12 protein-coding genes are annotated in these 12,223 nt (G+C 52.9%); 7 read left to right on the top strand and 5 right to left on the bottom strand.

Features of this window, described 5'->3' with window-relative positions:
- From V7028_RS10965 to V7028_RS10945, 5 genes are all read left to right on the top strand, one after another.
- Positions 1-1,245, top strand: a 1,245-nt coding sequence (locus V7028_RS10965) for a class I tRNA ligase family protein (protein WP_334120119.1), incomplete at its 5' end; no start/stop codon positions are given.
- Entirely contained in the window at positions 1,238-1,765 is a 528-nt protein-coding gene (gene lspA, locus V7028_RS10960) for a signal peptidase II (protein WP_334120118.1), read from the top strand. The genes V7028_RS10965 and lspA, both read left to right, overlap by 8 nt.
- Positions 1,766-1,776: 11 nt before the next feature.
- Positions 1,777-3,009 (top strand): bifunctional phosphopantothenoylcysteine decarboxylase/phosphopantothenate--cysteine ligase CoaBC, encoded by a 1,233-nt coding sequence (gene coaBC, locus V7028_RS10955; RefSeq protein WP_334120117.1) that lies wholly within the window; start codon positions 1,777-1,779, stop codon positions 3,007-3,009.
- Between the two features lie 13 nt (positions 3,010-3,022).
- Positions 3,023-3,475 (top strand): dUTP diphosphatase, encoded by a 453-nt coding sequence (gene dut, locus V7028_RS10950; RefSeq protein ID WP_442918731.1) that lies wholly within the window; start codon positions 3,023-3,025, stop codon positions 3,473-3,475.
- Positions 3,476-3,536: 61 nt separating this feature from the next.
- Entirely contained in the window at positions 3,537-4,688 is a 1,152-nt protein-coding gene (locus tag V7028_RS10945) for a GGDEF domain-containing protein (protein ID WP_334120116.1), read from the top strand.
- Here V7028_RS10945 and clpA read toward each other — a convergent pair.
- Both clpA and clpS read right to left on the bottom strand, forming a co-directional pair.
- Complete coding sequence (gene clpA / locus V7028_RS10940) at positions 4,685-7,009, bottom strand: ATP-dependent Clp protease ATP-binding subunit ClpA (RefSeq protein ID WP_334120115.1); 2,325 nt, start codon at positions 7,007-7,009, stop codon at positions 4,685-4,687. The genes V7028_RS10945 and clpA overlap by 4 nt on opposite strands.
- Positions 7,006-7,314: an ATP-dependent Clp protease adapter ClpS gene (gene clpS / locus V7028_RS10935; RefSeq protein WP_334120122.1), complete on the bottom strand. Its 309-nt coding sequence runs from the start codon at positions 7,312-7,314 to the stop codon at positions 7,006-7,008. Before clpS ends, clpA begins: the two co-directional genes overlap by 4 nt.
- A 363-nt stretch (positions 7,315-7,677) precedes the next feature.
- On the opposite strand from clpS, the gene V7028_RS10930 reads away from it, so the two are divergent.
- Positions 7,678-7,899: a cold-shock protein gene (locus V7028_RS10930; RefSeq protein WP_305563770.1), complete on the top strand. Its 222-nt coding sequence runs from the start codon at positions 7,678-7,680 to the stop codon at positions 7,897-7,899.
- Positions 7,900-8,037: 138 nt separating this feature from the next.
- Here the strand turns inward: V7028_RS10930 and icd are convergent, their stop codons facing one another.
- Positions 8,038-9,285, bottom strand: coding sequence for an NADP-dependent isocitrate dehydrogenase (gene icd / locus V7028_RS10925; protein WP_334120114.1), 1,248 nt, complete (start codon positions 9,283-9,285; stop codon positions 8,038-8,040).
- A 161-nt stretch (positions 9,286-9,446) separates the two neighbouring features.
- On the opposite strand from icd, the gene V7028_RS10920 reads away from it, so the two are divergent.
- On the top strand, positions 9,447-9,938 hold the full coding sequence (locus V7028_RS10920; protein WP_334120113.1) for a DUF192 domain-containing protein: 492 nt from the start codon (positions 9,447-9,449) through the stop codon (positions 9,936-9,938).
- A gap of 73 nt (positions 9,939-10,011) precedes the next feature.
- Here the strand turns inward: V7028_RS10920 and sodB are convergent, their stop codons facing one another.
- Complete coding sequence (sodB, locus tag V7028_RS10915) at positions 10,012-10,593, bottom strand: superoxide dismutase [Fe] (RefSeq protein ID WP_334120112.1); 582 nt, start codon at positions 10,591-10,593, stop codon at positions 10,012-10,014.
- 75 nt (positions 10,594-10,668) lie between these two features.
- Positions 10,669-12,036: an exodeoxyribonuclease VII large subunit gene (gene xseA / locus V7028_RS10910; RefSeq protein ID WP_334120111.1), complete on the bottom strand. Its 1,368-nt coding sequence runs from the start codon at positions 12,034-12,036 to the stop codon at positions 10,669-10,671.
- Positions 12,037-12,223 lie beyond the last annotated feature (187 nt).

The following is a 12,223-nucleotide window of genomic DNA, read 5'->3' as shown; positions in this document are numbered from 1 at the left end:
CATGTGTCGGTTGAAGAACTGATCGGCGATGAGGCAAAAGACTACGTCAAGAACCCCGACACGCTGGATGTGTGGTTCGACTCCGGCACCACCCACGAAACGGTTTTGCGCGGCAGCCATGCCGACGAAAGCCACTTCCCGGCTGACCTTTACCTTGAAGGTTCCGACCAGCACCGCGGCTGGTTCCATTCAAGCCTGTTGACCAGTTGCATGATCAACGGCGTGCCACCTTACAAAGCCCTGCTTACCCATGGTTTTGTGGTCGACGGCCAGGGCCGCAAAATGAGCAAGTCGGTGGGCAATGTAATTGCACCGCAGCAGGTTTCAGACAAAATGGGCGCTGAAATTTTGCGCCTGTGGGTGGCCAGCACCGATTATTCTGGCGAGTTGACAATCTCTGACGAAATCCTGAAACGTGTGGTGGAAAGCTACCGCCGCATTCGCAACACCCTGCGTTTTTTGCTCGCCAATATTTCTGATTTCGACTTTGCAACACAGGCCGTGCCGACTGAAGCATTGCTTGAGGTAGACCAGTACGCGCTGACGCTGATCAGCAAATTGCAAAGCGAGTGCGAAGCGCACTACTTGAAATACGAATTTCACCCGATTGTCAGCAAGCTGCAAATTTTCTGTTCCGAAGATTTGGGGGCGTTCTACCTCGATGTACTGAAAGATCGCCTGTACACCACGGGCGTCGATTCAAAATCACGCCGCAGCGCCCAAACCGCGTTGTATCACATCACGCATGCACTGCTTCGCCTGATGGCCCCAGTGCTCAGCTTCACCGCCGAGGAAGCGTGTGAAGTGATGGGCAATGTGGAAGTATCCGTGTTCTGCAACGAGTTTTACAAGGTGCCCAATGTGACCAATGCCGAAGCCTTGGGCAGCAAGTGGACCGAATTGCTGGCGCTGCGCGCACGGGTGGTGAAGGAACTGGAAAACCTGCGCACCGAAGGCAAAATTGGTTCATCCCTGCAAGGCGCAGTTGCCCTGCAACTTCCAGCCGACCTGTATGCGGCAGCTGAAAGCCTGGGTGACGATTTGAAGTTCCTGTTCATTGTGTCCAGCCTGAGCATCGCAACGGCCAGCGAGGAGAAAATCGAAGTGGGTATTGCAATAGGCGAAAAATGCGAGCGCTGCTGGCATGTACGCCCCGACACAGGCGCTGATCCGGAACACCCTGGCGTGTGTGGCCGTTGCGTGAGCAATCTGTTTGGCGAAGGCGAGGTGCGCAATCATGTCTAAAGCAACCAATGCATTGAAGCCACAAAAAAAATCAATCCTGCCCTGGATTGGTTTTTCATTGCTGCTGATTCTGCTCGATCAAATCACCAAGTTGTGGGTTCAAGCCCGACTCGACCTAGGTAACGTGGTTGAAATCACCGGCTTCTTTAATCTGGTCTATGTGTTGAATCCTGGCGCAGCATTCAGCTTTCTGGCTGACCAGGAAGGCTGGCAAAAACATTTCCTGTCTGGCGTGGCGATCGTGGCCTCCATTGTGATTCTGTTCATGATGCGTTCATCCAGCCACCGCAAATTCGCGATGTTCTGCCTGGCCTGTATTTTGGGTGGTGCAATCGGTAACCTGATTGACCGCGTAGCACATGGCGCAGTAATCGATTTTCTTGATTTCTACATTCAGAACTATCACTGGCCAGCTTTCAATGTGGCTGACATTGCGATTACCATGGGTGCAATCGGCCTGATTGTTGATGAATTGTTTTTCAACAAAGAGCACAAAGCCAAACCCGCCAAAAGCCAATAAGGTTTAAACGCATGCGTCCAGTTGAATTGCCACAACTTCCAGGTTTGAACCAACTGCGTGTGGTGCTGGGTGTGTGCGGCGGAATTGCCGCCTACAAATCTGCCGAACTGGTGCGCCTGTTAACCAAACAGGGTTGCGAGGTGCAGGTGGTCATGACCGAATCGGCCACCAAGTTCATCGCCCCACTAACCTTTCAGGCGCTATCTGGCAAACCAGTGCACGTGTCGCAATGGCCTACAGGCGCCAACGACCGCGGCATGCCGCACATTGACATCAGCCGCCAGGCCGACTTCCTGCTCGTTGCGCCCTGCACGGCCAATTCGCTGGCCAAATACACCCACGGCTTTGCCGACAACTTGCTCGACAATCTGGTGCTGGCCCGCAATTGCCCCTTGGCCATTGCACCGGCCATGAACGTGGAGATGTGGAACAACCCCGCCACCCAGCGCAACCTGACCCAGCTGCAGGCCGATGGCGTGCATGTGTTTGGCCCGGCTGCCGGCGAGCAAGCCTGTGGTGAAGTGGGCGGCGGCCGCATGCTGGAGCCGTTCGAGATTGTTCTGGAACTGGCCCGCGCAGTGAACCCCAAACCCTTAGCAGAAAAAAGCGTGTTGCTGACCGCAGGCCCCACATTTGAAGCCATTGACCCAGTGCGCGGCATTACCAACCGGTCCAGCGGCAAAATGGGCTACGCCCTTGCACAGGCAGCGTGGTTTATGGGCGCCAAGGTGAACCTGATCAGCGGCCCCACCGCCTTGCCTGCACCTTACGGTGCACATGTGCTGAACGTGCAATCGGCCAAACAAATGCACGCTGCCGTATTCAGTCAAATTGAGCACTGCGACCTGTTTATTGGTGTGGCTGCAGTGGCCGATTACGGCATCAAAAATCCAAGTAATCAAAAACAGAAGAAACAGGCCGACCAACCCGCAGGCCTGAGCATGGAATTCGAACTGAACCCCGACATTCTTGCCGATGTGGGCGAGCTGGCCGCGCAGCGACAAAAGCCACTGACCGTGGTGGGCTTCGCAGCCGAAACCGAACAGCTTGATGAATACGCAAGTCGAAAACTGACCAGCAAAAAAGCCCACTTCATCATTGGCAATCTGGCGCAAAACGCCTTGGGCGCAGACCTGACCGAACTGACCCTGTACAGCCACACAATGGCGCCCGTGCACTTGCCGAAATCCAGCAAACTGCAGGCCGCACAATCTGTACTGGTATTCATTACCGAACATTCCTAAACCACTGGCAACCATGAAAATTCAAGTAGAACTGAAAGTACTCGACCCCCGCATGCAAGAACAATTGCCAGCCTATGGCACCCCCGGCAGCGCTGGCATTGACCTGCGTGCCTGCCTGCTTGAACCCCTGACCCTGCAACCCGGTCAGGCCGAGCTGGTGCCCACAGGCCTGTCGATGTACATTGGTGACCCCAACTACTGCGCAACCATTTTGCCGCGCTCGGGTTTGGGCCACAAAAAAGGCTTGGTGCTAGGCAATTTGGTGGGCTTGATTGATTCCGATTACCAGGGCCCTCTCATGGTATCTGCCTGGAACCGCAGCCAAACTGTTGTAACGATTGAACCCATGGAGCGCATTGCGCAATTGGTTATCCTGCCGGTTGCCCATGCCGACTTCAAAGTAGTCGACGACTTCACGCCCAGCACACGGGGCGAAGGTGGCTTTGGCAGCACAGGCACCCGATAGGGGGGAACCTATTACACATTTTTGACCACTGAGTTGCATTGTAAAAACGTCAAGGAATGCAATGAACTCAGGGGTTGGCGAGCCACACGTGCCCGCGAAGTATGGTCTGCGGAAGTATTTGCTCAAGCAGATTCGCCCCTGTTCTGAAAAAGCGCTTCGCTATTTCTGGATGGGCCTTTGTGCCATGTTGGCGTTGGTGGCGGTGTTTAACTACGATCAGGCCCTGCAGATTCAGGGCGACATGGCCAAACGGCGTTTACTGGAAGTGTCTTTGCAAGACCTCATTGTGCAAAGCACTGCACTGCGCCACTTGGGCAATCCGCACGCTTACGAAACAAAACTGGGTCTTGAAACCCGGGGTTACGGTTCCCCCCAGGAACTGCTGAATCAGCTTGCAGCGCGCTTGGCCGTGATTGAGGCCGTCAACGAGCCAGCCAACCTTGTCGAGCATGCCCGCGCCTTGCGCAGGCATTTAATTGCCATTGATGAACTGATCAACAACCCGAGGCAGGCTGACCCAAAGACCATGGATCAATGGTTCATTGAACTGAGTTTGCTCAACAGCGCGATGAAAAAAAGCGCATTGGCCGCCGACGAGAAGGTCAACGCCCTTCAGCGCAACAACCTCATCCTGACCCTGATTGTCCTGTTTTTTTCCGTTGGTTTTGTCAGCGTGACACTGTGGCGTCAATCCAGACTACGGCAGCGCTTTGCCAACGAATTGCTTCACCTTGGCAACCAGGCCAGAACCGACGCCCTCACCGGTCTGCTGAACCTGCGGGGCTGGCAAGACATGACGGGGTCCTACTTGCGAAAAATGCAACGCCAAAACAACCTGCATGGCAGCGTGGCGATGATCGACATTGATTACTTCAAGCAATACAACGACACCTATGGGCACGAAGCCGGCGATGCACGCCTGCGAGAATTCGCCGAAACACTGAGAACAAACTTTCGGCCAGGCGATTTGATTGCCAGAATTGGGGGTGAAGAATTTGCGGTCTTATTACCCAATTGCGCCGCGGACGACGCGCAGCGCATCGTGGATCGAGTTCGATTGGCCAATGCGTGTCAGGTGGGGTTTTCAGCGGGGATCTGCAACATCAAGCACACGGAAGGCATTGAGCGCACCATGGCCATTGCAGACCAGGCGCTGTATCAAGCCAAACACAAAGGAAGAAATCGAAGCTGCCTTGGAAGTGTTGGTTCTTAATCAACCGCCACTTCCGTACCACTTTCCGACTCTTGTCCGGTAGCACCGTCGTCAAACGTCAAGGTCACTTCAGTTTTCCCGGCATCAAGATCCACAGTCACCCTGCCACCATTGACCAACTTGCCAAACAGCAACTCATCGGCCAAGGCCTTGCGAATGGTGTCTTGGATCAAGCGCTGCATTGGGCGCGCACCCATCAGCGGATCAAAACCTTTCTTGGCAAGGTGTTGACGCAAGTCGTCTGTGAAAATTGCATCCACCTTTTTCTGGTGCAACTGCTCTTCAAGTTCCATCAGGAACTTGTCAACCACGCGCAGGATAATTTCTTCATCCAGCGAACGGAAGGAAATCACGGAATCCAGGCGGTTGCGGAATTCGGGGCTGAACATGCGCTTGATGTCTTCCATTTCGTCGCCCTGCACCTTCGACTCCATGAAGCCGATGCCACGTTTGGTCAAGGCCTCCGCACCCGCGTTGGTGGTCATGATAATGATCACGTTGCGGAAGTCGGCTTTGCGGCCATTGTTGTCGGTCAGCGTGCCGTTGTCCATCACCTGCAACAGAATGTTGAATACATCTGGGTGCGCCTTCTCAATTTCATCGAGAAGCAACACGCAATGTGGCTTTTTGGTAATGGCCTCGGTCAGCAAACCACCCTGGTCAAACCCCACATACCCGGGAGGTGCACCAATGAGGCGCGACACAGCGTGGCGTTCCATGTATTCCGACATGTCAAAGCGCAGCATTTCAATGCCCAGAACAAAGGCCAACTGCTTGGCAACCTCTGTTTTGCCCACACCTGTGGGGCCGCTGAACAGGAATGAACCAATTGGCTTATCGGCTTTGCCCAAACCGGCACGCGACATTTTGATCGCATTGGCAAGTGCATCAATGGCCGGGTCTTGACCAAACACAGTGGCTTTCAGGTCGCGGTCGAGCGTGGCCAGCTTGTTTCGGTCATCGGTGTTGACCGACTGAGGCGGAATGCGGGCAATCTTCGACACGATGTCTTCAATATCGCCTTTGGTAATGGTTTTTCGCTGTTTGCTTTTCGGCAAAATGCGCTGCGCAGCACCCGCTTCATCGATCACATCGATGGCCTTGTCGGGCAAGTGGCGGTCGTTGATAAACTTGGCTGACAATTCCGCAGCAGCAGAAATCGCAGCGCTGGAGTATTTCACACCATGGTGGTCTTCAAAGCGGCTTTTCAGGCCCCGCAAAATTTCAATGGTTTGTTCCACGGTGGGCTCAGACACATCAATTTTCTGGAATCGACGAGACAGCGCGTGGTCTTTCTCGAAAATACCGCGGTATTCCGTGAAGGTGGTAGCACCAATGCACTTCAACTGGCCCGAAGACAAAGCCGGCTTCAACAGATTGGACGCATCCAGCGTGCCGCCCGAGGCAGAGCCCGCACCAATCAAGGTGTGAATTTCATCGATGAACAACACAGAATCAGGATTGGCCTTCAACTGCTTTAACACAGCTTTCAAGCGTTGTTCAAAATCACCGCGATACTTGGTGCCCGCCAGCAGCGCGCCCATGTCCAGAGAATGCACTTGGGCGGAGTTCAAAATTTCAGGCACATCGCCTTGCACAATTCGCCAGGCCAGGCCTTCGGCAATTGCGGTTTTGCCTACGCCCGCCTCACCCACCAGCAGCGGGTTGTTTTTGCGGCGGCGGCACAGTACCTGAATAACGCGCTCAACTTCCTGTTCGCGACCAATCAAGGGGTCAATTTTGCCTTCCTTGGCCAGGATATTCAGGTTCTGTGTGTACTGATCCAAAGGCGACTGCTTGTCGCCCACGGTTTGCGCAGTTTCTGCTTCCTGTTCCGGATTCTCGTTTTGAGCACTTTCCGGCTTCGGTGCAGGCGCCTGCGGTGTTTTGGTGATGCCGTGGGAGATGTAATTCACCACGTCCAGGCGTGTAATGCCCTGCTGGTGCAGGTAATACACAGCGTGGGAATCTTTCTCGCCAAAAATCGCAACCAGCACGTTGGCACCGGTCACTTCTTTTTTGCCATTCGAGGTGCTTTGCACGTGCATGATGGCGCGCTGAATTACGCGCTGGAACCCAAGCGTGGGCTGCGTGTCCACTTCGTCCTGACCCGACACCACAGGGGTGTTGTCCTTGATGAAATTTTGCAGGTTCTTGCGAATCTCTTCAACATCGCAGGAACAGGAACGCAACACTTCAGCCGCCGACGGATTGTCCAGCAAGGCCAGTAGCAAATGCTCTACAGTGATGAATTCATGCTTTTGCTGACGTGCGTCAACAAATGCCATGTGCAAACTTACTTCCAATTCTTGCGCAATCATGTTTCCTCCATCACGCACTGCAGCGGGTGTTGATGCTGCTTTGCGAAACCGCATACCATCTCGACCTTTGTCGAGGCGATGTCTCTGGGATATACCCCACAGATCCCTTTTCCCTCACGATGCACTTTCAGCATGATCTGGGTGGCCTGTTCCCTTCCCTTTCCAAAAAACTTCTGCAAAACAATCACGACGAACTCCATGGGGGTGTAGTCATCGTTCAAAAGCACGACTTGATACATCGGGGGCAGCTTCGCTTTTTGCGCCTGCGACTCTACGACTGTTGATGGACTGTTTTGCGAACTCATGACTTCATTGTAATCACTTCCAAGGGGCACGCAACAAGGATAAGGGAGCAATACACCGCCTTTATTCGAGGCTAGAAATTTTTCCTGAAAATTCAATCAATCCCGGCCTTGAAATTATGCGAACCCGCCAACCAATTTGCAATTGATTCAAGCCAGGGTCAATCACCCGAAAAGCCTGAATCTTTCAGATAAGGACAAACAGGGCTCAACACAAGGGGTAAACCCTGAAAAAATGTATCTATTGTATGGTTGACCACAACCCAAACAGGTCAAAGAATAGGAGTCAAGCTGGTTACGACTGGTGAGTTGTCGGAAAGTTCTTGCGTTCCGATCGAAGTATCGTTTTTTGAAGGAGGTTTCGCGATGGCGACCGGCACCGTAAAATGGTTCAATGATGCAAAGGGTTTTGGTTTTATCACGCCTGATGAAGGTAGTGATGAACTGTTTGCCCACTTTTCAGCAATCCAGGCATCTGGGTTCCGCACACTTAAAGAAGGCCAGAAAGTGACCTTTGAAGTGGTGGATGGACCAAAAGGTAAGCAGGCTCAGAACATCTCAGTGATGGACGCAACCAGCGCCGCCTGACAAGTAAAATAATCAAACCACCGATTAAGGAAAAAGCCGGTCCCAAGCCGGCTTTTTTCTTGCCTGTCACCTAAAAACAAACCGCCATGAAAAAAGCCCCTTCGCAGGGGCTTTTTCAAGATTTACAGGCAGACCGATTTACATGTGCTCGATCATCACCTGACCGAAACCGGAACAGCTAACCTGTGTTGCACCTTCCATCAGGCGTGCGAAGTCGTAAGTGACCTTCTTCGACGTGATGGATTTTTCCATCGAACTGATGATCAGGTCGGCCGCTTCAATCCAGCCCATGTGGCGCAACATCATTTCTGCAGACAAAATTTGCGAACCGGGGTTCACGTAATCTTTGCCAGCGTACTTGGGTGCTGTGCCGTGCGTGGCTTCAAACATGGCGATTGAATCAGACAGGTTTGCACCTGGTGCAATACCAATACCACCCACCTGTGCGGCCAACGCATCAGAGATGTAATCGCCGTTCAGGTTCATGGTTGCAATCACGCTGTATTCAGCAGGGCGCAACAGGATTTGCTGCAGGAAGGCATCGGCAATCACGTCTTTGATCACGATGTCGCCGTGCGGAGCCTTGATTTTCATCCAGGGGCCGCCGTCCAGCAGCTCGGCTCCGAATTCATTCTTCGCCAAAGCATAAGACCAAGCTGCAAATGCACCTTCGGTGTACTTCATGATGTTGCCCTTGTGAACAATGGTCACAGAAGGCTTCTTGTTGTCGATGGCGTACTGAACAGCTTTGCGGAACAGGCGTTCGGTGCCTTCCTTGGAAATTGGCTTGATGCCGATGCCAGAAGTTTCGGGGAAGCGGATTTTGCTCACACCCATTTCTTCACGCAGGAACTTGATCAGCTTTTTGGCCTTGTCGGTTTCTGCTTCGTATTCAATGCCGGCATAAATGTCTTCGGAGTTTTCACGGAAGATCACCATGTCGGTTTTGTGGGGTTCTTTCACGGGGCTGGGCACACCAGCGAAGTAACGCACTGGGCGCAAGCACACATACAGGTCAAGCTGCTGGCGCAGGGCCACGTTGATGGAACGAATACCGCCACCCACGGGCGTGGTCAGAGGGCCTTTGACGGACACCACGTATTCTTTCAACACTTGCAGGGTTTCTTCTGGCAGCCACACATCTGGACCATACACTTTGGTGGATTTCTCACCGGCGTAAATTTCCATCCAGCTGATTTTGCGCTTGCCGCCGTAAGCCTTGGACACAGCTGCATCGACCACGTCGATCATGACAGGTGTAATGTCAAAGCCAGTGCCATCGCCTTCGATGTACGGAATAATGGGTTGATCGGGTACATTCAATGAGTAATCACTGTTGACTGTAATTTTTTCACCGACTGATGGGACTTTGATGTGTTGGTACATGGTCTCTCCGCTGCTTCTCTGGTGTGTTAGAGGGAACATTCTAGTGTATTCCCCCAATACGAAAATCTCAATTATTTCGCAATATGAAATCGCATTCCTTATTGCGCCAAGCCGTATAATAACTCCATCTTCTTTCAGATCTCTGACAGGACCTTGATTTCATGCACTTTCATCGTATCAAAAATTCAATTTTCACACTGACCCTCGGTGCGCTTGGTGCCACGCTGGGCTTGGCAGCATGCGCATCCAGCGCAGCCGGCCCGGTGCAGGCGGAATTGCCCAAAATCGAAATTCAGGTAGAGGCCATGCGAGTAATCGCCGAGGTGGCCAATACGGACACAAGCCGGCAAATCGGGATGATGAACCGCGAAAGTTTGGGGCAGAACGAAGGCATGCTGTTTGTATTCAAGCGCAGCGAAACACAGTGCATGTGGATGAAAAACACGCTGATTGACCTGGACGTGGCTTTTGCAGATGAATCGGGGAAAATTTTGAATGTAGCGCAGATGAAAGCGGGCACCGATGGCATTCATTGCTCCAAAGGCAATGCGAAACTGGCGCTTGAAATGAACTTGAGCTGGTTTGCAAGGCGTGGCCTTGGCGAGGGCCATGTGGTGCGCGTACCGGAATCGGCCCTGCAGGCACAGCAATAAAAAAACCGACCCGTTGATGCGCATAGTGCGCAACTTGGGGCCGGTTTTTTTTATTCAACCAGAAAGCGCGATATCAGCCTTCGAAGTTTGAAGATGCAAATGACCAGTTCGCCAGGTTCCAGAACGTTTCCAGATACTTGGGGCGGGCATTGCGGTAGTCGATGTAGTAGGCGTGTTCCCACAGGTCACAAGTCAACAGTGGCTTGTCCTGGGTGGTCAGTGGCGTCGCCGCATTGCTGGTGTTCACAATGTCAACTGTACCATCGGTCTTCTTGACCAACCATGTCCAGCTGGAACCGAAGTTGCCAACAGCGCTTTTCGTGAACGCATCTTTAAATGCATCAAAGCTGCCAAACTTGGCATTGATTGCCTCGGCCAGCTTGCCAGTGGGTGCGCCGCCACCGTTGGGTGACAGACTGTTCCAGTAGAAGGTGTGGTTCCAGATCTGGGCTGCGTTGTTGAACACACCACCAGTGGACTTCTTGACGATGTCTTCCAGGCTTGAGTTTTCGAACTCGGTGCCCTTGATCAAATTGTTCAGGTTGGTGACATAGGTTGCATGGTGCTTGCCGTAGTGGTATTCCAGTGTTTCCTGGGAAATGTGTGGAGCCAGGGCGTCCATGGCATATGGCAATTCGGGCAGTGTATGTTGCATTTGATTATCCTCTCTCGCTCAATCATCATGAAAACTGTAGCTGAGGACAAACCCCAGCAATTCAACCCTTCAATTCTATCTTGATTTGCTGTCATCCATGTTGGCAAGCCCGTGCACGCTTGTTTTCTCGCGAACATTCATCAAAATTTCACCGTCAGCCAATGTGGCGCGAACGCCATCGCCCGGTTGAACCTGCTGCACGGAACGAATCACAGCATTGCCCGGCTCGGGTTGTAAAAATGCATAACCGCGCTCCAGCGTGCGCTGGGGCGACACCGCTTCAATCACGGAACCCAGCCGCTGCAAGTTCCCGTCAACATTCGACATACGTTTGGATTGCGCGGCATTCAATCCTTGCCCCAACAACTGGACACTCCGGTTTGCCTGGGTTTGGGCCACACCCATGTCGTTAATCAAATATTGGCCCAGCCTGTCAAGCCCATCAGTCTGTTGGGCAATATGTCGCCGGGCAACGCCGGGCAGTCGTGTCACCGCATGGGTCAACCTGACCTGAAGTGAATTCACGTAGGCTGTGGGCGTGATCAAACCCAATTCAGCCCGGTCAAGTTGTTGCACCAGTGACTGGGCACGGTGACGCAATGCGCGGCGCAAATTGCTGTGCAAGCCTTGAATATCGGCCAGCAATTCACGCGTTGGCCTGCTAATCAACTCTGCCGCTGCGGTGGGCGTAGCGGCCCGCAAATCGGCTGCGAATTCTGCCAAGGTGACATCGGATTCATGCCCCACGCCCACTACAATCGGCGTTTTGCAAGCGGCAACCGCCCTGACCACCGCCTCAACGTTAAAGCTCCACAGGTCTTCCAGGCTACCGCCACCGCGACACAAAACTATGGCCTCGTGCCCTGCCCCATCGGCTTTTCGCAGGGCCTCGATAATTTGGCCCGCTGCCTGTGCGCCTTGCACTGCCGTGTGGTAGACGGTGTATTGAACATGGGGTGCTCGCCGGGCCAAAGCCTGTTTGACATCGGCCAACGCTGCTGCCTGCAGGGAAGTGACCACACCCAGATTGAACACCACCACGGGCATCACCTTCTTGCGGGTCAGATCAAACAAACCTTCCTGGGTCAGTTTCGCCTTCAACTGCAAATACTGCTCGTGAAGATTGCCCTGCCCCGCTTTTTTGATCACGTCGACAATCAGTTGCAACTCGCCGCGCTGTTCGTACATGGCAAGCTGGGCCAGCACCTCCACTTTGTCACCCACAGCGGGCAAAAAGCCAGCCAACACATTGCGTTGGCGAAACATGACCGCCCTTAACTGGGCTGAATCATCTTTCAAGGCCAGGTACCAATGCCCCGACGACGCCTTGGTGAAAGCGGCCACCTCGCCCTGAATTCTCATGGCGCTGAACTGTGTGCGAAAGTGATCATTCAGCAAGCGGGCGAACTGGCTTACGGAAAAAACTGTTTTGAAGTCAATCATTTATGACATGACCCGAGGGATTTCTCGACACATTTCCACAACAACCAGCAAAAAGCCATCTTGGGCGCAACAAGCCTGAAACACAGGAAAATTCAAATAAACACATGATTTTATTGAAAAAAAACACAAGAAGACACAACACAAAAAGTTCATTATTCAAAAAACCTGTTGATTCCTGAACGAATCA

Origin of the sequence: Limnobacter sp., assembly GCF_036846585.1 — a bacterium.
Lineage (GTDB): Bacteria > Pseudomonadota > Gammaproteobacteria > Burkholderiales > Burkholderiaceae_B > Limnobacter.
The sequence above is the reverse complement of the archived record's forward strand: the minus strand, read 5'-3'. Positions and strand labels throughout refer to the sequence as shown.

Excerpts from the sequence above, each read along its gene's own strand:
- coaBC (WP_334120117.1), top strand. The coding sequence starts at position 1,777 with ATGCGTCCAGTTGAATTGCCACAACTTCCAGGTTTGAACCAACTGCGT.
- xseA (WP_334120111.1), bottom strand. The coding sequence starts at position 12,036 with ATGATTGACTTCAAAACAGTTTTTTCCGTAAGCCAGTTCGCCCGCTTG.
- sodB (WP_334120112.1), bottom strand. The coding sequence starts at position 10,593 with ATGCAACATACACTGCCCGAATTGCCATATGCCATGGACGCCCTGGCT.
- clpS (WP_334120122.1), bottom strand. The coding sequence starts at position 7,314 with ATGAGTTCGCAAAACAGTCCATCAACAGTCGTAGAGTCGCAGGCGCAA.
- lspA (WP_334120118.1), top strand. The coding sequence starts at position 1,238 with ATGTCTAAAGCAACCAATGCATTGAAGCCACAAAAAAAATCAATCCTG.
- dut (WP_442918731.1), top strand. The coding sequence starts at position 3,023 with ATGAAAATTCAAGTAGAACTGAAAGTACTCGACCCCCGCATGCAAGAA.
- V7028_RS10920 (WP_334120113.1), top strand. The coding sequence starts at position 9,447 with ATGCACTTTCATCGTATCAAAAATTCAATTTTCACACTGACCCTCGGT.
- clpA (WP_334120115.1), bottom strand. The coding sequence starts at position 7,009 with ATGATTGCGCAAGAATTGGAAGTAAGTTTGCACATGGCATTTGTTGAC.
- V7028_RS10945 (WP_334120116.1), top strand. The coding sequence starts at position 3,537 with ATGAACTCAGGGGTTGGCGAGCCACACGTGCCCGCGAAGTATGGTCTG.
- icd (WP_334120114.1), bottom strand. The coding sequence starts at position 9,285 with ATGTACCAACACATCAAAGTCCCATCAGTCGGTGAAAAAATTACAGTC.
- V7028_RS10930 (WP_305563770.1), top strand. The coding sequence starts at position 7,678 with ATGGCGACCGGCACCGTAAAATGGTTCAATGATGCAAAGGGTTTTGGT.